Raw genomic sequence first — 21,033 nt, forward strand, 5'->3', positions numbered from 1 at the left:
GTGGAAGACTATCGCAACTTCAAAAGTTTGAAAGGACGAGCATTGCGCCGACTGGAGCCGCGGATGCCAACAGGGCTGCTTCGATCTGGTATCCGGGACTCTCCCGCTTGTGTGCGCCAGTCGGGCGCTTTAGAGCAGGGAAATAATTTGCTGAGTACCGGAATAACAAGATGCGACTGGGCGGACGGCTGGCAGCGGCCATCGAAGTGCTGGAGGATATCGGCCGGCGGCACCGGCCGGTGGCCGATGCGCTGAAGGATTGGGGCCTGTCGCACCGCTTCGCCGGCGGCGGCGATCGCGCCGCGATCGGCAACATCGTCTATGACGCGCTGCGCCGGAAGCGCTCGGCCGGCTTTTTGCTGGGCGAAGATACGCCGCGCGCCATCGGTTTTGGCGCGCTGCTGCTTGAATGGAACCAGACGGCGCAGTCGCTGAACGAAGCGCTCGACGGCGACAAGTTTGCGCCGCCGCTATTGAACGATGGTGAACTGAGGGCCGTCACCGATCGTCGGCTCGACGCTGCGCCGTCGGCGGTACGGGCTGATATTCCGGATTGGTGCGAACCGCTTTTCGAGCAGGCCTTCGGCGCCAGCTGGGTCGACGAAGGTGCGGCGTTAGCGACCCGCCCACCGCTGGACCTCAGGGTCAACACGCTGCGGGCCGACCGCGGCAAGGTGCTCGCCGAGCTTGCCGAGACCGGCGCCAGGGCTGCACGGATCGCACCGCACGGCATCCGCATCCCGCCGATCGCGGGCGACGGCAGGCACCCGAACGTGCAAGCGGAACCCGCCTTCCAGAAAGGCTGGTTCGAAGTTCAGGACGAAGGCTCGCAGATCGCCGCCACGCTGACTGGCGCGGAGGCGGGGATGCAGGTCCTCGACTTTTGCGCCGGAGCCGGCGGCAAGACGCTGGCACTGTCGGCGGCGATGGATAATCGCGGCCAGGTGTTTGCCCATGATGCCGAAAAGGCGCGGTTGGCGCCGATCTTCGACCGCATCCGGCGCTCGGAAAACCGCAACGTGCAAATCGTCACCAAGTCGGCCGAGCTCAGTACCCTTTCGGGCCACATGGATCTCGTCCTGGTCGACGCGCCCTGCACCGGCAGCGGCACATGGCGGCGCCGGCCCGATGCCAAATGGCGGCTGACGCAGAAGCAGCTCGATGCACGCAAGGGCGAGCAATCGGCGATCCTCGATGCGGCCAAAGCCTTCGTCAAACCGGGCGGGCTGCTGGTCTACATCACCTGCTCGGTGTTCGACGAGGAGAATGGCAAGCAGGTCGCTGCTTTCCGGGACCGTAACGGCGGCTTTGTCCCGGTCGATCACCGCCAGCTCTGGGACAGCCACTTTCCGGGCCACGAGACGGCTGCGCGTATCGGCGCCGCAGGCGGCATTTCGCTGTCGCCGGCGCTGAGCGGTACCGATGGGTTTTATGTCTGTGCGCTGCGCAAGGACGGCTGAACCATGCCGGCGGACCTGATTGCTGCAGTGCAGCAATAGCGATTGCCTGTCGCTCCTGCCTCTGCAATAAGCTTTTCTGACAGGAGCGTGACAAGCCCATGGCAGCAAAGATCGTACCAGCCCCCGACTACGAGGATCGCGTCAGGACGTCCTTCGCGCGCCAGAACGCCATGACAACCATCGGCGCCGAGCTGACGCTGGTGACGCCCGGCATCATCGAGATCGAGATGCCCTATTCGACGGCGCTGACCCAGCAGCATGGCTTCCTTCATGCCGGGGTCATTTCGACGGCGCTCGACTCGGCCTGCGGCTATGCGGCTTTCTCGCTGATGCCCGAGAATTCGGGCGTGCTCACTATTGAGTTCAAGGTCAATCTGCTGGCGCCGGGCCGGGGCGAACGCTTCCTGTTCCGCGGCTCGGTGACGAAGCCCGGCCGCACCATCATCGTCGCAGACGGCCAGGCCTATGCCTTCGCCGTCGACGGCGAGGCCAAGCTGATCGCCACCATGACCGGAACGATGATGACCGTGGTGGGTCGCGATGGCATTGAAGGCTGATCCGATGCGCAAGGCCGTCAGAATTGCGGGTAGGGACGTGCTCTTCGCGATGGCGGCGCAGGCCGAATACGGTCCGCATCTGCAGCGGCTGTTCACGCCTGTCATGACCGGCGTTGGACCGGTCGAGGCGGGCGTCAGGCTGGGCGCGGAACTGTCATGGCTGAAGTCTGAAAAGGCGCTGCCGGACCTCGTCGTGTCGCTCGGTTCGGCGGGCAGCCGGACACTGGAACAGACGGAAATCTACCAGGCCGTTTCGGTCGCCTACCGCGACATCGACGCCTCGCCATTGGGTTTCGAGAAGGGTGCGACGCCGTTTCTCGACCTGCCGGTGACCGTGCCGCTGCCGTTCAGGATTCCTGATATAAGGGAGGCGACGCTGTCGACCGGCGCAGCCATCATTTCCGGCAGCGCTTATGATGCGATTGCGGAGAATATGGTCGACATGGAGACCTTCGCCTGCCTGCGAGCCTGCCAATTGTTCGGCGTGCCGCTCGTCGGCCTGCGCGGCATTTCCGACGGGGCTGCCGATCTCAGACATGTCGGCGACTGGAAGGAGTATCTCCACATCATCGACGAGAAGCTGGCGGATGCCGTCATGCGGCTAGAACAGGCGATCGGGTCCGGCGCGCTGCAATTTGGATCACCGCATGAAGACGCGGAATCGGATTGAGGGAGTCACCTCGCAACCCATTGCGCCGACTCGTTTCTTTCTCTAAACGCTCGCCATGAAGATAGCCAATCATCCCGACACCGTCCTGATTGTCGATTTCGGCAGCCAGTTCACGCAGCTCATCGCCAGGCGCATCCGCGAGGCCGGCGTCTTTTCCGAGATCGTGCCGTTCCAGTCGGCCGAAGCGGCGTTCAAGCGCATCAGTCCGAAGGCGGTGATCCTGTCCGGCGGCCCGGCCTCGACCGGCGATATCGGCAGCCCGCGCGCGCCGCAGATCGTCTTCGACGCCGGCGTGCCGGTGCTCGGCATCTGCTATGGCCAGATGGCCATGTGCGTGCAGATGGGCGGCGTCGCCGAAAGCTCCGACCACCGCGAATTCGGCCGTGCCTTCGTCGAGATCCAGAAGGACAGCCCGCTGTTCGAGGGCCTGTGGGCGCCCGGCCAGCGCCACCAAGTGTGGATGAGCCATGGCGATCGCGTCATCTCCCTGCCCAAGGGATTTGAGGTGTTCGGAAAATCGGAAGGCTCGCCCTTCGCCATTTTCGGCAATGTCGAGCGCAAGATGTACGGCATCATGTTCCACCCCGAAGTGGTGCACACGCCGGACGGCGCCCGGCTGCTGCAAAACTTTGTCCACAAGATCGCCGGCATCGAGGGCGACTGGACGATGCGCGCCTACCGCGAGCACGCGGTTGAGACGATCCGCAAGCAGGTCGGCAAGGGCAGGGTCATCTGTGCGCTTTCGGGCGGCGTCGATTCCTCGGTCGCCGCGCTGCTGATCCATGAGGCGGTCGGCGACCAGCTCACCTGCATCCTTGTCGACCACGGGCTGATGCGCAAGGACGAGGCATCAGGCGTGGTGGAGATGTTTCGCCAGCACTACAATCTGCCGCTCATCCTGGTCGACGCCTCGGACCGTTTTATCGGCGCGCTCGAGGGCGAGTCGGACCCGGAAAAGAAGCGCAAGACCATCGGCCGGCTGTTCATCGAGGTGTTCGAGGAAGAGGCCGAGAAACTTGGCGGCGCCGATTTCCTGGCGCAGGGCACGCTCTATCCCGACGTCATCGAAAGCGTTTCCTTCACCGGCGGCCCGTCGGTGACGATCAAGTCGCACCACAATGTCGGCGGCCTGCCCGAGCGCATGAATATGCAACTGGTCGAGCCGCTGCGCGAACTGTTCAAGGACGAGGTGAGGGCGCTCGGCAAGGAACTCGGCCTGCCCGACAGCTTCATCGGCCGGCATCCGTTTCCCGGCCCTGGTCTTGCCATCCGCTGCCCGGGCGGCATCAGCCGCGAAAAGCTGGAGATCCTGCGCGAGGCCGACGCCATCTATCTCGACGAGATCCGCAAGGCCGGCCTCTACGACGCCATCTGGCAGGCCTTCGCCGTGCTGCTGCCGGTGCAGACCGTTGGTGTGATGGGCGATGGCCGCACCTATGAATTCGTCTGCGCGCTACGCGCCGTCACCTCGGTCGACGGCATGACGGCGGATTTCTACCACTACGACATGGCGTTCCTCGGTGCCGCCGCCACCCGCATCATCAACGAAGTGCGCGGCATCAACCGCGTCGTCTACGACGTGACGAGCAAGCCGCCCGGCACAATCGAGTGGGAATAAAGGTGCATCATTAGCTAGCTTTCGGTAAGTATCGATCAGAGTTGTATAAGCCTCTGAAATAAGTGTGTTTTCCTTACTGCATCTATCGCCATCTATCGCCTGGAAGCGGAATCATTTGGCGGTAAATTTGACGGCATGCGTTTCAGCGTTCTCTTTCCTGCCATGCAATACCGTCGTCCCGCCGATTGCAAGCGCACTCACTTCTTGCCCATCAAAGCATTGAAATACAATGATCGTTCCTAACAGTTGACGGTAAAATTAATGACGGTAAAATTGGCGGCCGAGAAACCCGAGTTGTGATCCGATCCTCTGTCATTATGTTAACAGATATTGCCCTTAAGCGGCTGAAACCGAAAGACAAAATGTACAAAGTTGCCGACCGTGACGGTATGTACGCTGCGGTGTCTCCGACTGGGCAGATTGCGTTTCGGTACGACTACCGGACCAATGGTCGGAGAGAGACTGTGACGCTGGGCCGATATGGGAACGGAGGTCTCACGCTGGCAGAGGCACGCGACCGCTGCCTTGCCGCGCGAAAAATGGTGGCAGCCGGAAAGTCGCCGGCGCAAGAAAAGCAGCGCGAGAAGCGTCGCCTGTCAGGCACGGCGAGCTTCGGGGATCAAGGCAAGCGCTGGTTAAAGGAAGCGAAGATGGCGGATAGCACCCGCTCGATGCGCAAGGCTATTTTCGATCGCGACATTTTGCCGATTTGGGAAAAAAGACTCCTAACCGAAATAACACCTGACGACTTGCGGGCGCTCTGCGCAAAGGTGAGGGATCGTGGTGCGCCGGCAACCGCCGTCCATATCCGCGATGTCGTGAAGCAGATCTATAGCTACGCCATTCTGCACGGCGAGAAGATCGCCAACCCTGCGGACGAGGTGGGACCAGCCTCAATTGCCACGTTCGAGGCGAAAGACCGCGCTCTGTCGCCTGCAGAAATCCGGATAATGCTGAAAGAGTTGGAAAACGTGCCGACGCTGCCGACGATTCGGGTCGGCCTAAAGTTCATCCTGCTCACGATGGTCCGAAAGAGTGAACTACTCGAGGCGACTTGGGACGAGGTCGATTTCGAGAACGCCGTCTGGAGCATCCCAAAAGAGCGAATGAAGCGGAAGAAGCCGCATAACGTCTACCTGTCACAGCAATCCCTCGATATCATGATCGCGCTCAAGACTTGTGCGGCGAACTCCCGATATGTGCTGCCGTCCCGCTACGATGCCGATGAGCCCATGTCGCGCGCGACGTTCAATCGGGTAACCGCGGCGATTGTCGAGCGGGCAAAGCAGCAAGACTTTCCGCTCGCGCCTTTCACAGTGCACGACCTTCGGCGCACCGGCTCAACACTCCTGAACGAGATCGGATTTAATCGCGACTGGATTGAGAAATGCCTTGCCCACGACGACAGGCGGTCCTCTCGAGGTGTCTACAACAGAGCTGAATATGAGCCGCAGCGTCGTCATATGCTGCAGGAATGGGCGGACATGGTCGATGCGTGGGCGGCAGGCAAAAAGCACACGCCCAGACTCCAGCCGCCTGCAGAGGCAGCGGTTATCCTTGATCCGATTTGACGGGTCTTGCCTTTCGTAGTCTTACGTCAGGCGCAGGCTTGGTCTTGATTTTTCCGACAGATGACGCATTCCGCCGCTCCTCGATCCACGCTTCGACTTCTGCCAAGTCCCAAACAACACAGCGGGCGGTGAGATTGAAGCGTCGTGGGAACTCGCCACGCTGTTCCATCTCATAGACGGTCGTATCAGACAGGGGAACGATTTCTCGCAGCTGCGACCGGCGAACAGTTCGCACTACTCGACGCGACGCGATGTGTGGTAGAACCAGAAGTGGATCCGGCTGCCCAATTTCGATGCCCTTGAATTTATCGACCTCGGAAGACTGCTGCCGTTTGACCATTTGCGTGACCGGGATGGATTGCCTTACTGGCCAACAATCGCGCAACTTTTCGAGGTTTCGTACAGCCCTCAATTGCGACCACGTATCCTCGCCTACTGACGTGAAGACTCAAGGGCATTTCACTGCGGATTATGTCAGGACCGCACCACCAATGGGATCCATCGAGCAGGCGCTGCATAAGGTCCGACAGGCGATCCTTGCTGCAGGCTTCTCGATGCTCGAATATCTCAAGCTGCGCGCTGACAATGACCTTGCGCCAATTGACGCGTTAATCGGCCGGCGCGGCTAGATCGCGGCGGAGGCGAAGCGCCGCGAGATCACGCTCACAGCCGAGGACGCGAAGCGCCGCCGGCTTCGCAGTTACGCCGTCGCCGATCTCACCAATCATGAGAGATTGCCGACATGGACAGCGAGACTTGGTCTTTGGTTAAACGGCAGCAGGCTCGGCGGTCGCAACGGCTACCTTGTCAAATACTGTGATGAGAAACGTTGCATCGCCAACATCTTCATCGAAGATGTGCTCGCATATTTCGAATTCCTGCGTGCCTTAGCGTGGCTGATCACGGAGGACGGCAGAACAGCCGATGCCGACCGACAAAAGGTGAAAGGCAATGAAGGCGAGCATAGTTCCTGCTCCGCTTGGTTGTTTGCGGAACCGGACCGAGTGTTGGAAAATGAAAGTTGGGGACAGTGCTCTCCGGCAGTTGATTGCAGACGCATCACAATGCGTATTACTCCGACTCAACCGCGCGGGGAAAACCAATGGCGAAGAAACCCAATGAGACTACGAGCAAGAAAGTTGCTTCGACGGCATCCAAGTTGCTTCGTTCTAACAGCTCCTCAAAGGCAGTCAAATCGGTCGCGGGATCCGCTCTTACGCAAAGGGTGAAAAAAAAGAAATAGCGCCGGTTTGACAGACATGAAGCAGTTTTGGCCTCATTCAGAAGAGCGCCAAGGAGTTTGGTTTCCGGCGAACTGGTTGTGTCCGAAAAGGTGGACTGCACGTTGGCGTCGACGCCATCCACAAACTGGAGAGCGCAGAGATTGGCGTTTTGGTTTGCCTTGATCCACCAACGGCACCGATGCTGAGAGAGGCTGCATCCGAGGGTGAGGTCGGCCCGCGCTCAAAGCAAGTTCCTAAAGTCCAGATTTAGAAGACGCCCGTCGAACGCCTGGGGGATGATAGATCTTCCGGAAGTAGGAAGACAGCCGGCTGTTTCGCCACAAAAGCTTGGCCGCAAGCGGGTTGAGGGTCAAACGGAAATGATGTTTCCAATGTCTTCAAACAGCAGAATGTCGAAGGGCCAAAACGCAAGGGAAATGGGCCCATCCGGACGGTCGACATCGAAGTGACCCGCGGACCATAGCCGAAAACAAAATAGCCTTTAAGGGCCCGCTCGACTGAATCCAGGAGCGGGCTTTTCTAATTCAGGGCGGGGTTCGAACCCACGAGACCGATGAAGGTCCACCTCCTTATCAGGGATGCGCAATCGACCGCTCTGCCACCTATCCACAACGTTGGTTCGATTGATCGATCTTCAAGCCCCGAGACATTCTCGGTGCGAATACGGCGGACTTTTGCCGCAAGCACGGCATTTCGGCAGCGACCTTCTATAAGTTCAAGGCGAAGTTTGGCGGGATGGAATTGTCCGACGCCCGTCCCCTGACGGCGCTGGAGGACGAGAACGCGCGGCTCAAGAAGCTGCCGGCGGAGCGGATGCTCGACAATGGATCTTGAAGGATGCTGCCGCAAAAATGTATGGTCCGCCCCGTCCGGGCAAGGTGTCGCGAGATCGCGAATGACCTATGGAAGGGCCGATACCCTCGAAGAGCGGCTTGGGTTGAAGCCGCTGGTTGGCCAGCGCATTGCGCCGATCATCATCTTCGCCGCCAGCATCGAACATCACCTGGAGCGGCGTTGTGGAAGCTCAAGGGCGTCAATCCAAAGGGCATTCGACCCGAGACCGACGCGAAGATGATCTCTGATTTGATCGGGATGCTTGAAACATTCGCGTCAACCGCTGCCAGCGGGAGACGAGCGCACCCTTCTTCAGACATGGTCCAATGCGGCCAGTCTTGCATTTGCGATCAGGAATGACATCGCTCATGGCGTGCCACCAACTTGGGCGAGAACGCGCAAGAGACCGTCCAGCGACTATTGGGCCGACGATCACTCTCTCGATCTCGTTCGTCACGCCTTCGCGGTTCTACTGCGCGTCACTGTTGGCGTTTCGACAGAGAAGATGCCGTTGATCGAGCTTGCGAACCCATCTTTGCTACGTGCCCTCCGCCGCGAATTATTCTGAGCGAGATGGCCTGCAAAGACTATAATCCGACCTTCAGAAATACTAAATCGGCAGCGATGGCTTCCTATTTCCCCGCGAGCGCTACACTGGTCACTTCAAGAATGGCGGCACCGTACCGCGGGCGCGCAGGCCAGGATGTCCAGTTCGACGTCACGGAAGGCCAATCGAAGACACGATCGAGGCATTCAACAATCTTGGATTTAACGATCGCACGATCACGATCAATCGTACGGCTACTCGGGCTATATCGCTCGAACTTGGACCGATTGCCCTTGGCCGCTTCCAGGTCGCATTGGTTTCGAGGTTGTGCCGGCATTCAACGAAGCTTTCTACGGCGCGCTCCACGTCGATCATATCGATCACAGCTGGAATGAGAATGACGGCCTCGCTTTTCGCATTCAAAATACACTTGGCCTTGCCGGCTTAGTGGTCGGCGGCAAAGTAGAGTTCTGCAAGATAAGCGGCACCATTCCAATCGGCGGCGCGCTGGTTACCTTGGGCGCGAAGTCGGCGACGGGGTCGACATCGCTTGATACGCCCAATGGCGACAGCACAACCTACCATGTGCGGCTCACGCAGCCGATCTACATGCTCGCCCATGTCGTCACGCCGGTGTTTTCAGGTACGGTCCCCCTGTGGTTCAAGTTGGAACTGACCAAGGGCAAGATCCCTACAACGCTGGGACAGAAGGGGTCGATCCAGATCACACCGACAGGACAGCGCCGTGACTACGTCCTTGTCGTTAGGCTCGATCAGGCCGCCTTTCTCCCGCAAGGGCTGACCGCGTCGGGCAAAGTCGACGTTAATTGGCAGGCACCGACCACGCTGCCGCCGACCGCGGCCGGCATCACGATGCCGCACCAGTAGCGAATTTCTCGCTGTAGCCGGGTTTGAGCGCAGCAAGCGATCTATTCGTCGCACTGCAATCGGCCTATGGCGAACTGAGTGCGAGGCCCTTTTGGAGGGCTTTTCCGTGTTGGCCGAAACGGTAGCTTTGGGTCAGGTCACGACTATGCCTAGCGGGGTGCCTCAACGTTCGTTTCCGACTATTTGTGCCTTAAAACTGCCAACCTGCAACGGCCCAACGCCGCCTGGCAGCTTTTGCGCCTCGTGTCGGCCATAGAGGCGAACTTTACCTCTGCCCGGAAGCAGACATTTCGGTTGACAACGCGCGCCGTCGCGGTCGCGCCATGAACAGGCATGGAATGTGGGTTCAACTGAAATGGATAGCTGGAGACTAGTATTGGCAAAAGTGCTTGCATCGCGGTGCGAACTGACGCTCTCTATTAGCTTAAGGTAAGATCAATTAGCTAAACCTAGTGCCATGGGCGATACTGACATCAACGCCGCTTTCGCGGGGGTGGACATAGCGCGATTTGCCCCGAGGGGGCATGAGCGTTTTGATGGTCCTATTCGAACGTTCTCAGACGCAGATGGGACAACTCTCTCAGCAATATCGGATCGAACGTTTCTTAGGTGGATAATCAGAGAACTCGGCGATCTGAGGGGGAAGCGCATATACGAAATTGGAACAGGAACTGGTTATCTGGTGTCAGTACTCTCCTTGCTAGCCGGCAGGGAAGGAGACGTCCCACTGATATTTGGTTGCGAGATTATTCCCGACCTCTTCGATCAATCACAGCGCGCCCTCATCGGCACTTCTGGTGTGCGCGTGCAATTAGGTGATTGGGTCGATCGACTACCCGAGCTGGGTCTCTTCGACGTCATAATAGCCACTTCTGCGTTTCGTGGCATCCCGCGACTGCTTCGCGAGGCGTTGCGGGTGCCGGGAGGCATGCTCGCTATGCCTGTAGCGATTCCGGGTGGCGGGGACTGCTTTACGATCTTCCTAGCAACCGAGAAAGGACTACTCACGGTCGGCGCTAGGATGTCCGTGTCCGTCCCTACAACCGGTTCCATTGCAGATGAGGACACATGGTACATCCCGCTTGAAAAGCTTATTGATCCGCGACCGAAGTCCTTCTTGCATATTGAAAAGGGCCGAGGCTTTGGTCACCCTGTTTTGGATTCTTTGGCATTCCGGAGCTACCTTTTTGGCGCTGAACCGAATTTCCGCGCTGTGAACCTAGGCGTCGAGCGTACATTCGACCTCACACACTACTCTTTCGGTCTCATCGATAGCGAGCGCCGCTCGGGCGCGCTTTATCACGGCCGCGACATAGTCGTGTTCGGTGATCTGGGCCTCGAATTTGCCGGCACCTTGGCAGCCCATCGGGAACGATGGCAAGCAAATGGGCAGTCGGATCTTAGCCGAGTGCACTATCATATCCCTTGGACCGCGTTCGATGCTGACCAGTTGCCAAGCGGATATGTTGCTGCCCTTGGAGGCTGAGGATGTTGCAGACGGCTCCTCCAGACTTGTCATACGTTTGTCCCGATGTGAGATTTCGGGAAATAGGTTGCATCCCCATCATCGGAATGAAGTGCGCAGCAGAGCTGATGGAAACTCCCTGGGTGTCGCGAGACGTTTCCGCTCTGGATGAACTTGCTGCCCTCCTCACACCCCAGCGTATCGCGGCACGGCATGGGACGCGCTTGGTCACGCTCGAGCATAAGGAACGATGGCGGAACCTCCGGGCGCAACAGAGATTGGGCGATTATCTCGCTGGTCTCGACACAACTGAATTTTATCTCAGGCAGAGTGACGCGTCCTTCGTCGACATCGCGCATCGATTGCCTGTTTCACCTCGATCACGCGAGCCGGCATACTTCGACAACATATGGATCGGTCCGCCAGGAACGGTGCAAACCTTTCATCAAGATAACCACAACGACTACGTCACGAACCATAATTACTTCATTCAGTTGTTTGGGTGGAAATATGTTGCAGTCTGCCACCCACGGGATACCTTCGCGCTCACGGACGGCGCCACAGTGCGAGGGCACCATTGCGATGCCTCGCCGACGGACCCCAATGTCTGGCAACGCGTGCCGTCGTTACGTCATGCAATCGTCGGTCCATGCGACCTCCTGCATATCCCTCCCAGTTACTGGCATTACGTCCAATCCCTCTCAGTTAGCATTTCGGTGTCGCGTTGGTGGTTCGATAACCACTTGGCAGAGATCATTTACAGCGTTGGGCAAGAGCGTTGGGAGCGTCCTGCAATCGTTGTGGCGGATACTAGGACATTCTTGGCTGACCTTGAAGAGTTTGGCGGCGCTTCTGCTTTGAAGCGTGTCCTTTTGCAATTGTCTCCCATCGCAAGATTTGCAATTATAACGGCGTTCAGTGAATTCTATGGCAAAGGAGTTTTCGACTATGTCTGAAGCACCGCTTTCCTTCGAACTGAGTGAAGATCAAGCTAAGGCCCTCAGGTCCCTCGCTGGAGGTAAAGGCATACGCATTTCCGGTTATGTCGATGGGACAACCCTGAAGGTCGACAACATTGCCATCAACGCAGGGATAATCGGTATCAGCAGTTCACCCTTCAAGGACGGCATGGCCCCTTTTATCGCTTGCAATGGCCCGCTCGAAGTTGAAAAATGACAATGGACTACGTCGCGCGTTTTGTTGAAACTGCCCTTGACGAACAAGGCGACATAGCAACGCGCGACTACCTTCGGCTGTTTGGCGGCGCTGTTGCACGTCACGTGCCGCCATACTTCCTCGCCGACTACGGCAACAGTTTTAGGTCGCATATTGAGAACCCGGTATGGGTGCTGCAGTCGCTTGTCTCGAATGCGATCAAAGAGGGCGAGGGTTCCCGCGACTTAGCGAAGATTGCCAACGCTTGCACAAGTGCCGGGCTTGTTGACGATCTGAGCCAGCATGTCGAGGATGAGGCAGGTCATTGCCGAATGTACCTTCGTCTCGCCGATCTGGTATTTCCAGACGCATTGCCAGATAATGTGCGCGGGGCCGTTGAGACCCAGTTTCCCCCCATGCAGCACAGCCAGGTCGAGGCCGCTAGCCTCGAAACCTGGAGGGTGCTCGACTATTTGATTCAGGTGAACCTCGGTGAGGTGAGGACCCGCATTCACCAGAAGTTGTTGGAGCCCGTGCTCGAGGCATATTGCCCGCACCGTAACCTAGACATGCTGGGTCGAACGCTATGCAAGTTAAGTGGCGACGAGTGTAGCCACATCCGCTACACTGCAAGACGCATCGGAGAACTGTCCAAAGAATTTGCCTCGACTCGGGTTGAAGAACTCTTTTGGCAGAGATTGCTACAGTTCACCGCATACACAGAGCGCGAATTGGGTAGCCAGAGGGCTGGAGGGTTTGCGACGTCCCTAGTTAGGGATCGGTGATTGCTCCGTGGGGATCGTGTTGGCAGGCACGCTCTTATTCAGGTCGCCTTCGCCGTTGACCCGCGCCGTTAGATCTGTCGACCTCCTGGATGAAAATTCGCTTGCGAACCGCGGGGAGTCAACCGGACAGTTCTCAGGACGGCTGTTGGCGCCAAGCGGTCCGCGCTATGCTGGACGTGTTAGTCCGTTTCTAGACCGGCCAACCCGAAAACAAATAGTCCGCTTGCGGCCCAGAAGCCGACGCATCTGGCCGCCGACAGCGCCTACGGATCGGCAGCGAACCTCGCCTGGTTGGTCAAGGAACGGGAGATCGCGCAGCATATCCCCGTGTTCGATAAAACCGCACGGATGGCACTTTCTCGCGCGCCGACTTCATGTTCAGCGGAACTACTGGTTCGCCCTGAGCGAGGATCGACCGCTATTCTTTTTCGCCGGCCTTCGGACGCCTTGGCATGGTATCGGAAGGTTACTCGGGTCTAGCCGGCGCGGCCGTCTTGTCCCGTTCCTGCCCGCTCCTTCGCTGCGCTCCCGTGTTGGGGACAAGCCAGCCCTGCACGCCGTCTCCTTTGGAGCCGTCCTCCCGGGACAGCGCGTCGGCCGCATCCAAGTCTGACGCTTCGTGAAACGAACGCCACCCTGCGACGGCGTTCGTCACGTCTCTTCGATTGAGTGCCAGGAAGGGCGGGCCTGAGACGTACATTCCCGCTGGAAGCTCTGTGTGATAGCAACGGCTTGGCGCGGGTGTTTGAGCGCCCCCACGGCAGTGCCGGAATGGCGGATCGCTCAATTGCATGGCGGAGAACAAGAACCAGCACTTTGTTCCCCGGGTACATCTATCGCCCTTCAGCGTGTGTGCCGAAGGCAAAGCCATTCACCTGTTTAACCTTGATCGCAACCAATCATTCTTCGATGCCCCGGTGAAGAATCAGTGTTCCAGGGATTACTTCTACGGGCAGGACCCAAGGCTCGAAACCGCAATCCAGACCGTCGAGGGACACTATGGCGACTGCGTTTCGTCGTTGCTCAAGCCACGTGCGGTCATCAAGGATCTTCATGCCACAATCCTCAGGCGTTTCGCCTACCTGCAGCATGTCCGCACAGAAGCCGCCGCGCGTCGATCCGCGGAGTTTGCTTTCGCTGCCACGTCAGTCAAAGGTGCGGACTTCGAACAACCGTCTTTCAAGGAGGCCGTCAAAAGTGCGGTGATCTCGGCGATGCATCACTACGCCAAAACGATGAGCGTCGTAGACGATCTAAAGGTGCGGGTTGTTCGCAACCTTACCTCGGTGCCGTTTCTCACATCAGATGACCCTGCTGCTCTCGCCAACCGCTGGCATCAACAGCACAGGCATGCGCAGCACAGATCTTTTGGAATCTCCAGCGCAGGTGCGCTTCTCTTCCTGCCGCTTTCGCCAACGCTGTTGGCTGTTCTCCTGGATGGCGACGTCTATCAAGCCGAGCACGTCGGTGGCTGGATCGATGTGTCAAATACGGCGGACATTCTTGCGTGCAACCACCAGCAGGTACTGAACTGCGCGGCAAATCTGTACTTTGGCGAGCGTAGCTCTGGGGATGATGTGCAAGCTATAGCGATCTCAGTTGCGCATCTGCGACCCCCGAGTCGGTTTGACGTGGTTATGGCGGTAGCCGACGGCAGAACCGAAACTCATACTCACTACGCAGTCGTAGATGCCCCCGACGCTCGGGAGCATGACGACGTGCTTATCCACGTGAGAACTGTCAGGCCGGTTCCGCCAACGTGGCCCTCGTTCCTGAAGTTTCGAAACAATCGTTTCGTCTTCACCAACGATACGGGCGCAGGCTTCCGCCGTCGGAGGACTGCGACGTCAAGTCTTTGGGGTAGTCCGCCTTGGCGGAAGGTTCGAGGCTAAGGAGACCAATGCTATTCTGGCGCTTCGCCATCATTCTCACCTGGCGGCGTTTTCGGGTTGTTCGGTTTCATCGAAGACCAAGAAGAGGGTGTCGTCATCCTCGTTCATGGCCCTTTCCGCCAATCCTTTTGCCAATCGCAAAGGCAACGCGTTGGCCGATGGCGGGATGCTGGTCCCCGAGTGGGTCATAGAACGGAGGTACGGCGTCGGCTTTGACTTTACAGCTTAGCGTGTGAAGCACGAAGAGCAGCCGCTATCGTTTGCGGGAGTGGCGTCCCATGCGAACTGGGACAGATTGGTTAGGTTAGTCTCCTACGGGCTAAGCCCACCCGACGTCGTCCTTTCTGGAAAGTCTCAAAAACAGATCGAACCAGAATCGATATTCGGCATCTTCACGATTGCCAGACACTTCCAAGGGACACTAGGCGACCGACGTGGTAGCGTCCTTGCCGTGCCTTCGATCTCGGCTTCCATCGCCTCGTCGTCGGATAGGAGTGCCCAATCTTTAACAATGTCATACTGGCTTCGCACATCGATGCCCTCCGTCTTGCCGAGAAGCAGCCTTAGGTACCCCGACGCCTCCCGACCTTCAACACAATGACAATGGCCATCACCAGCCCCGACGCGGCCAAGACGCCGTAAAACCCTTCGGCCGTTATTGCAAAGCCCCAGAAGTCGATTGTGATCTTGTCCATTGGTTCGGTTGCCTTCACCAGATTCCAGGTTCAAACGACAGACTGAACCGTCTGCGCTCGTGTTGCGTTTTACGGCGCAAGCATGAGGCACCCTTGCAGGCGTCAATTGCAAAAGCGCCATCTTAGAAAATTATACCTACAAAATGCGTCGTTTCAGTCCCGGCTGGGGCCGAAATCTGTCCTTCGCGAACCGGTCGCGCGCTGCCTTGGCGTCAATTGCCGTTATTGGGCAGTTTTTGTAGCCTCAACCCCATTTTTTCAGCTCGGCAAGGAAGCGATCCTGCTCCTCCAAGGCTTTCAGCATCGTTCCATGACAGTGGAATCCGTCATGCGCCGCAATTCTCGCTGAATGGACGATTCGTGAAGACCCAGCGCCGTCCTCAGCGCCAGTGAGTCTAAAACACCATGTACCTCTTTCCTGAGGGGCGTATCGAGGTATCCAGCCGCGGCCTTTTGGAGAGCAGATGCTTCCGAAAAATTGTACATACTCGCCGTCTCTTTGGCTTTCCGCATAAGGTACTCGCTAGCCGAGTCGGAGATCGATGACGTCGTGCGCGAGGGCGCTCTCGCCGTCCTTGCAGCTCTCGTTGCCGCCGCTTCGTTCATGAATTTCTGTCTGTTCAGCTTCCAGCGCCCCTGCCATCGACGGATCAAGGTAACGTCTGTCTCCCTCCGCGAGCTGGACATATCATTGAGGACCCGCCTCATGGCTGAAGTCGCCTTCATGGAAGGATTATCCAGCAAGATACTTGCGACCTTGGCAAGGGCCTGATCGTTGTTCTTGACGCCGCTGCCAATTGGGCGGCCGACGCGGCGCTTCTGAATCTCTTCCATTGCTTTGCCTCCAGTTGGTGTCGGTCTGCCCCGTGCGCTCTTTGATATTGTAGCAACGGATGGATTCTCAAGCGATTTAAATAGCTCCGATCAGTTTAAAAGCGCGGAAAATTCCCGCTCGTGAATCCAAAAGCGCGGAAAATTCAGCGACACGTAATTTTCCGCGCTTTTACGGCTTACGGAGAGGCTGAGCGCGAAAAATTCCAGCCGGTGCGGCGTTTGGCAATCGGCGTTTTCATCCGAAAACGGCCCCGCATTATTCCTCTAAAGCTTAGAACTGCCGGCCATAGCGCGGGCGAGCGGCACTGCTGAGGTAAGCAACTCAGCTCCCACCTTGCAGGACCTGGATGACGGACTGCCCGCAGGTGCTGCCCCATCTGCTTTGGACCGCATCTGCGAAATTCTCACGTATCCTGCCTGTGCGCATGTAAGCATAGGGTAGCGCCTGGGCTCGATTGGCCACCACACTAAGAACCACCGTCGGCATGGCGACCGCAGGCTGATGTCCCAAACGCCACTCCAAAAGGATCATCCTCTCATGGATCCCAATGCCATCATTGCGTCCCTGCCAGTCGCCGGGGCTGATCGATCTGTGCTCATCGAAGTCGCTAATGCCGCGTTCGAGCCCGTCATTGAGCGGATTGAACCGAATATTAGGAACGACCCGAAGCCTTTGGGATGCTGATAACTACATCGACAATAGCCTTCTCGGCGTCTCTCCCACAAGTCCGTGGGAAACGGCTCAGGAATTCTTTGCGGCTCTCGCACGCAAGGAAACCTTGTTCACCCATACTTGGCAGCTGGTCGGCAGAGAAGCTCCCCTTGCTGAAGCCTTGGAAGCACACAAGAATCCGGACGTTGGCGTGACGCTGGTAACGGGGTCTGGCGGCGGCGGCAAATCTCGAGCTCCAAGCCATTCTGGACCAAATCGCCGCCGATCAGTCTGCGACTAGGATCAGGCTTGTCTCACCGACAATGGAGATCACCAAGGTGTCTCTAGAAGAGCTTGGTTCCGGTGACCTGCTCCTCGTCGTCGATGATGCTCATGACAGCGACAAGTCTCCAGCCATTGTTCAATTACGCCGCGGCCAACGTGGGTCGTGTAAAATTGCTCATTGTCTTCCGACGATATGGAGTTGAGCATATCCGGGCCCAGGCAAGCAGCTATTCCTTTTCTGGAGACCGTCTGAGCGTCATCGACGTACCGCCTCTTTCCAAGGAGGAGTCGGAGTCGCTTGCCCGCCAGGTGCTTGAACACCTAGGTGGACCTATGGAGCTTGCGGCCAGCATTGCTCATCTCACCCAAGATTGCTCGCTCGCCACAGTGGTCGGGGGCTCAGACCTGCATGAAGCCCCATCTTGTGCAGCGTCCTTTGCTTAGGCGCGGAACCATACGGAGCGATACGGGAAGATTTCTGATTTTGGCCCACGAGAAAGCCAATGAAATCAACGGTCCCGGCACATCCTCCGGGCCCACCAAAATTGTTTAATATCAATTATTAATGGTCAGCTACGCTTAGCTTGGCCAATCTAGATTCGCTATGTCCCAGGACTCAGGTGCATTGACTCAATCCATGAGCGGGGAAGGGCGAGTTATGCCCGCTCTTAAGTTCGATTGTCCTCCGGTTCGTCAATCAGCTTTGTGCAGCCATTGGCCGCAGCAAACCCGAAGTAGCCAAGATTCAGGACGCCTCCGCGCGCGGGCTGCGAGCCAATATTTCGAAGGCGGTCCGGGAGGCGCAGGCGGAAGGGAGCGTTTGCGATGACGGCGACCCAGGTGAGATCGCTGATTTCCTGGTCGCGTGCATAGCGGGAATCCGAGTCGCCGCGTGCGGCGGCGCCGACCGAAAAGCGCTGAACAGCCTCGCGCGACACGCGCTACGCGCCTTGCGCTGACCTCAATCGTCTTTTTGCTCCTCATTCTGGACTAATCAGTCAAATAAAAGGAGGCCGAAATGAAAGCCGTGGTGATGAACGGGTCGGCGACACCGGCGTGATGAAGCTTGTCGATCGCCCTGGGCCAGCCGTGACGCCGGGAAGTGTCCTCGTCGAGGTCGCGGTCGCCGGAGTCAATTTCATGGACATAGGTGTGCGCCTGGGCATGGCGTGGACTGAAACGCCTAACCCGAAGGTTCTTGGCGTCGAAGGTGCGGGCCGCGTGCTTGAAGTCGGAGAAGGGGTACGCGATTTCCACGTTGGCGATCGCGTCGCTTGGGTCTATGCGCCGGGAAGTTACGCGGAGCGCGTTTCGATCCCGGCAGCCTCGCTGGTGAAGCTGCCCGATGCAGTCCACGATCGAACTGCTGCTTCCGTCATGATGCAAGGGCTGACCGCTAGCCACTTCGCCACCGATTTTTACCCGGTGCAGCCCGGAGACGTTGCCCTCGTCCACGCGGCCGCCGGCGGGCTCGGCCTGCTTTGCTGACGCAGATTATCAGGCTAAGGGGCCGCCGCGTGATCGGCCGCGTCTCATCGGAGGACAAGGTGGCGGTTGCGAAGCAGGCCGGCGCCGAACAAGTCATCGTCGATGCCGAAGGAAAGTTCGCCGAAGAGGTGCAGCGCCTGACTGGCGGCGAGGGCGTGGATGTCGTCTATGATGGCTCCGGTCCAACGACCTTCAGGGGTTCGCTCGATGCGCTTCGCCGCTCCGGTACCTTCTGTCGGTACAGCCCGGTTCTCGGCGACCCTGGACCGCGCGACATCATGCAATTGCCGAAGAGCATCAAGCTCGGATACGCGGTCTTTTCCGACCATATCCATACGCCTGAGCTGCTGCGATGCATTCGGAGCAGCTTTTCGACTGGATCATGGACGGCGGGCTCAGCGTCCGGATCGGTAGCGAATACAAGCTCGCGGATGCGGCAAAAGCCTATGCCGACATGGAGAGCCGCCGGACGACGGGCAAGCTGCTGCTGATCCCATGACACCCGACCCGGCTGATCAGCAGGTTCGGCCACGCTGTGGTGAGCCACAAGTGCTAGCGAACCATATCTGTGTATAGCAGCCATTCGGCCGGGTCGTGTCTACCTTGAGACAGAAGAGCCTTCTGACGCGAGAGAACGATCTATGTCCACAATGTCGCCTACGCTTACGAGACGCCACCTGCTCGCCATCTCAGCAGCTGCTGGAGCCATTGCAATATTGCCGTCGAGCATAGCCGCTGCGGCTGCAAGCACAGCTGTCAGGCCCTTCCACATTGCTGTTCCGGAAGCAGCGATCGCTGATCTTCGTCAGCGCCTGGCAGCGACGCGCTGGCCGGACAGCGAGACCGTCAGGGACCAGTCGCAGGGCGTTCAAGCTGCGCGGCTTCGCGAGTTGGTCGAATACTGGAGGACCGACTACGACTGGCGGCCGATAGAGGCTGACCTCAACAGACTGCCGATGTTCGTCACCGAGATCGACGGGGTCGACATTCACTTCATCCATATTCGTTCGCCCCATGCCGACGCGTTGCCGATGATCATGACGCATGGCTGGCCCGGCTCGATTCTGGAGTTCCTCAAGGTCCTGGGTCCCCTTACCGACCCGACCGCCTATGGTGGCGCCGCTGACGACGCCTTCCACCTGGTCGTGCCGTCGATCCCCGGCTTCGGGTTCTCGGCAAAGCCAACCGGGACGGGGTGGGGCTCTGACCGGATCGGTAGAGCGTGGGCGCTTCTGATGCAGCGGCTGGGCTATGATCGCTATGTCTCGCAGGGCGGCGATTGCGGCTCGGTGATATCGCATCGAATGGCGCTGCAGAACGTGCCGGGGCTTATCGGCATCCACGTCAACATGCCGGGCACCGTCCCCAGCGAGATCGCGTCGATCCTGGCGGCCGGCGGGCCGGCGCCGAAAGACCTTCCCGGCGATGAAAAGAAGGCTTTCGACGCTCTCGATAGGTTTTACAGGGACAGTTCCGGCTATGCGGCGATGATGGTCACGCGGCCTCAGACCATTGGCTATTCGCTCGTCGATTCGCCGGTTGGGCTTGCAGCGTGGATCTACGAAAAGTTCGCTCAGTGGACTTACAGCGACGGGCAGCCGGAGCACGTGCTGACCAGGGACGAGATGCTCGACGACATCTCGCTCTATTGGTTAACTGCATCAGGCGCATCTGCCGCGCGAATTTACTGGGAAGATCATTCCAACAACTTCAATGCGGTCGACATTCCGTCGCTGCCCGTCGCCGTCACAGTGTTCCCCGGTGAAATCTACTGCGCGCCGCGCAGCTGGGCCGAACGCTGCTACCGCAATCTCACTTACTTCAACAAGGCGGAGAACGGCGGCCACTTCGCCGCGTGGGAACAGCCGGAAATCTTCGCACGCGAAGTACGAGCAGCCTTCAGATCGCTGCGCTAACCGAATGTCATGAAAAGGATGCTGATGATGACAACACAACCGAAGCGGCTCTACACCGGCAAGGTCCACACCACCGGTGGCCGTGATGGCTCCGCCCGTAGCTCCGACGGCAGACTTGACGTCAGACTTTCCACGCCTGGCGGTCCCGGTGAAGGCACTAATCCTGAACAGCTCTTCGCGGCTGGCTGGTCGGCCTGTTTCGAAGGCGCCATGGCCATCGCCGCGCGCAAGATGCAGGTGGCTTTGCCCGCTGAGACTGCTTTCGACGCGGAAGTCGACCTGAACTCCGGCGAGGACGGCTTCTTCCTCAGCGCGCGCCTCAATGTGAGCCTTCCCGGCCTGGATCCTAGCGTGGCGCGGGCGATCGTCGACGCCGCGCATCAGACCTGCCCCTACTCGAAAGCGACGCGCGGCAACATCGAGGTGGCGATCAATCTCGCGTAGCGCGCGCCCTCGTCAGATTCCTTATCCGAACTG

At 58.6% G+C, this 21,033-nt stretch carries 21 protein-coding genes and 3 pseudogenes; 19 read left to right on the forward strand and 5 right to left on the reverse strand.

Going from position 1 to position 21,033, the window contains the following annotated elements:
• Window positions 1-170 precede the first annotated feature (170 nt).
• The 5 genes from EOA78_RS22480 to EOA78_RS22500 all read left to right on the forward strand — a co-directional run bounded on the left by EOA78_RS22480 (window position 171) and on the right by EOA78_RS22500 (window position 5,876).
• On the forward strand, window positions 171-1,460 hold the full coding sequence (locus EOA78_RS22480; protein ID WP_127317037.1) for an RsmB/NOP family class I SAM-dependent RNA methyltransferase: 1,290 nt from the start codon (window positions 171-173) through the stop codon (window positions 1,458-1,460).
• 98 nt (window positions 1,461-1,558) lie between these two features.
• Window positions 1,559-2,017 carry a PaaI family thioesterase gene (locus EOA78_RS22485; RefSeq protein ID WP_029348345.1) on the forward strand — a complete coding sequence of 153 codons (459 nt, stop codon included), beginning with the start codon at window positions 1,559-1,561 and terminating at the stop codon, window positions 2,015-2,017.
• 4 nt (window positions 2,018-2,021) lie between these two features.
• Entirely contained in the window at window positions 2,022-2,687 is a 666-nt protein-coding gene (locus EOA78_RS22490; protein WP_127317052.1) for a 5'-methylthioadenosine/S-adenosylhomocysteine nucleosidase, read from the forward strand.
• A gap of 55 nt (window positions 2,688-2,742) precedes the next feature.
• Window positions 2,743-4,305, forward strand: a complete 1,563-nt coding sequence (gene guaA / locus EOA78_RS22495; RefSeq protein ID WP_127317038.1) for a glutamine-hydrolyzing GMP synthase — start codon at window positions 2,743-2,745, stop codon at window positions 4,303-4,305.
• 317 nt (window positions 4,306-4,622) lie between these two features.
• Complete coding sequence (locus EOA78_RS22500; RefSeq protein ID WP_091595769.1) at window positions 4,623-5,876, forward strand: site-specific integrase; 1,254 nt, start codon at window positions 4,623-4,625, stop codon at window positions 5,874-5,876.
• On the opposite strand, the gene EOA78_RS22505 is transcribed toward EOA78_RS22500, so the two are convergent.
• Window positions 5,857-6,111, reverse strand: coding sequence for an AlpA family phage regulatory protein (locus tag EOA78_RS22505; protein ID WP_091595894.1), 255 nt, complete (start codon window positions 6,109-6,111; stop codon window positions 5,857-5,859). The genes EOA78_RS22500 and EOA78_RS22505 overlap by 20 nt on opposite strands.
• A 256-nt stretch (window positions 6,112-6,367) precedes the next feature.
• Here EOA78_RS22505 and EOA78_RS36110 point away from each other — a divergent pair, with 256 nt between their 5' ends.
• The gene (locus EOA78_RS36110) at window positions 6,368-6,505 is read left to right on the forward strand and encodes a hypothetical protein (protein ID WP_164746654.1); all 138 of its coding nucleotides are present in this window, start codon (window positions 6,368-6,370) and stop codon (window positions 6,503-6,505) included.
• Window positions 6,506-6,947: 442 nt separating this feature from the next.
• Here the strand turns inward: EOA78_RS36110 and EOA78_RS36115 are convergent, their stop codons facing one another.
• Window positions 6,948-7,241, reverse strand: coding sequence for a hypothetical protein (locus EOA78_RS36115; protein ID WP_164783880.1), 294 nt, complete (start codon window positions 7,239-7,241; stop codon window positions 6,948-6,950).
• 509 nt (window positions 7,242-7,750) lie between these two features.
• On the opposite strand from EOA78_RS36115, the pseudogene EOA78_RS22515 reads away from it, so the two are divergent.
• The 8 genes and pseudogenes from EOA78_RS22515 to EOA78_RS22555 form a co-directional block, all read left to right on the forward strand.
• Window positions 7,751-7,945: pseudogene (locus EOA78_RS22515) on the forward strand (transposase); the annotation flags it as partial.
• A gap of 883 nt (window positions 7,946-8,828) precedes the next feature.
• Window positions 8,829-9,389, forward strand: coding sequence for a hypothetical protein (locus EOA78_RS22520; protein WP_091595768.1), 561 nt, complete (start codon window positions 8,829-8,831; stop codon window positions 9,387-9,389).
• A 457-nt stretch (window positions 9,390-9,846) separates the two neighbouring features.
• Window positions 9,847-10,875, forward strand: coding sequence for a hypothetical protein (locus EOA78_RS22525; protein ID WP_091595766.1), 1,029 nt, complete (start codon window positions 9,847-9,849; stop codon window positions 10,873-10,875).
• Window positions 10,876-10,877: 2 nt separating this feature from the next.
• The gene (locus tag EOA78_RS22530; protein ID WP_126092613.1) at window positions 10,878-11,810 is read left to right on the forward strand and encodes a cupin-like domain-containing protein; all 933 of its coding nucleotides are present in this window, start codon (window positions 10,878-10,880) and stop codon (window positions 11,808-11,810) included.
• Window positions 11,803-12,030 (forward strand): hypothetical protein, encoded by a 228-nt coding sequence (locus tag EOA78_RS22535; RefSeq protein WP_091595762.1) that lies wholly within the window; start codon window positions 11,803-11,805, stop codon window positions 12,028-12,030. Before EOA78_RS22530 ends, EOA78_RS22535 begins: the two co-directional genes overlap by 8 nt.
• Before the next feature lie 2 nt (window positions 12,031-12,032).
• On the forward strand, window positions 12,033-12,794 hold the full coding sequence (locus EOA78_RS22540; protein WP_127317039.1) for a hypothetical protein: 762 nt from the start codon (window positions 12,033-12,035) through the stop codon (window positions 12,792-12,794).
• Window positions 12,795-13,040: 246 nt separating this feature from the next.
• Window positions 13,041-13,174: pseudogene (locus tag EOA78_RS22545) on the forward strand (IS5/IS1182 family transposase); the annotation flags it as partial.
• A gap of 411 nt (window positions 13,175-13,585) precedes the next feature.
• Window positions 13,586-14,686, forward strand: a complete 1,101-nt coding sequence (locus tag EOA78_RS22555) for a DUF4238 domain-containing protein (protein WP_091595756.1) — start codon at window positions 13,586-13,588, stop codon at window positions 14,684-14,686.
• Between the two features lie 563 nt (window positions 14,687-15,249).
• Here the strand turns inward: EOA78_RS22555 and EOA78_RS37755 are convergent.
• The 3 genes from EOA78_RS37755 to EOA78_RS37170 form a co-directional block, all read right to left on the reverse strand.
• Entirely contained in the window at window positions 15,250-15,381 is a 132-nt protein-coding gene (locus tag EOA78_RS37755) for a hypothetical protein (protein WP_268929511.1), read from the reverse strand.
• 297 nt (window positions 15,382-15,678) lie between these two features.
• Window positions 15,679-16,215, reverse strand: a complete 537-nt coding sequence (locus tag EOA78_RS22560; protein ID WP_126043593.1) for a hypothetical protein — start codon at window positions 16,213-16,215, stop codon at window positions 15,679-15,681.
• A gap of 1,605 nt (window positions 16,216-17,820) precedes the next feature.
• The gene (locus EOA78_RS37170; RefSeq protein ID WP_245477653.1) at window positions 17,821-18,090 is read right to left on the reverse strand and encodes a hypothetical protein; all 270 of its coding nucleotides are present in this window, start codon (window positions 18,088-18,090) and stop codon (window positions 17,821-17,823) included.
• 202 nt (window positions 18,091-18,292) lie between these two features.
• Here EOA78_RS37170 and EOA78_RS37175 point away from each other — a divergent pair, with 202 nt between their 5' ends.
• The 5 genes and pseudogenes from EOA78_RS37175 to EOA78_RS22580 all read left to right on the forward strand — a co-directional run bounded on the left by EOA78_RS37175 (window position 18,293) and on the right by EOA78_RS22580 (window position 21,000).
• Window positions 18,293-18,640, forward strand: coding sequence for an alcohol dehydrogenase catalytic domain-containing protein (locus EOA78_RS37175; RefSeq protein WP_245477660.1), 348 nt, complete (start codon window positions 18,293-18,295; stop codon window positions 18,638-18,640).
• A 29-nt stretch (window positions 18,641-18,669) separates the two neighbouring features.
• Window positions 18,670-18,822: pseudogene (locus EOA78_RS37180) on the forward strand (zinc-binding dehydrogenase); the annotation flags it as partial.
• 170 nt (window positions 18,823-18,992) lie between these two features.
• Window positions 18,993-19,139 carry a zinc-binding dehydrogenase gene (locus tag EOA78_RS37185; RefSeq protein WP_245477655.1) on the forward strand — a complete coding sequence of 49 codons (147 nt, stop codon included), beginning with the start codon at window positions 18,993-18,995 and terminating at the stop codon, window positions 19,137-19,139.
• A gap of 142 nt (window positions 19,140-19,281) precedes the next feature.
• Window positions 19,282-20,556, forward strand: coding sequence for an epoxide hydrolase (locus EOA78_RS22575; RefSeq protein ID WP_127317040.1), 1,275 nt, complete (start codon window positions 19,282-19,284; stop codon window positions 20,554-20,556).
• A gap of 27 nt (window positions 20,557-20,583) precedes the next feature.
• The gene (locus EOA78_RS22580; protein ID WP_127317041.1) at window positions 20,584-21,000 is read left to right on the forward strand and encodes an organic hydroperoxide resistance protein; all 417 of its coding nucleotides are present in this window, start codon (window positions 20,584-20,586) and stop codon (window positions 20,998-21,000) included.
• The last annotated feature ends 33 nt before the right edge of the window (window positions 21,001-21,033 follow it).

This window comes from Mesorhizobium sp. M5C.F.Cr.IN.023.01.1.1 (genome assembly GCF_003997585.1).
GTDB lineage: Bacteria > Pseudomonadota > Alphaproteobacteria > Rhizobiales > Rhizobiaceae > Mesorhizobium > Mesorhizobium wenxiniae.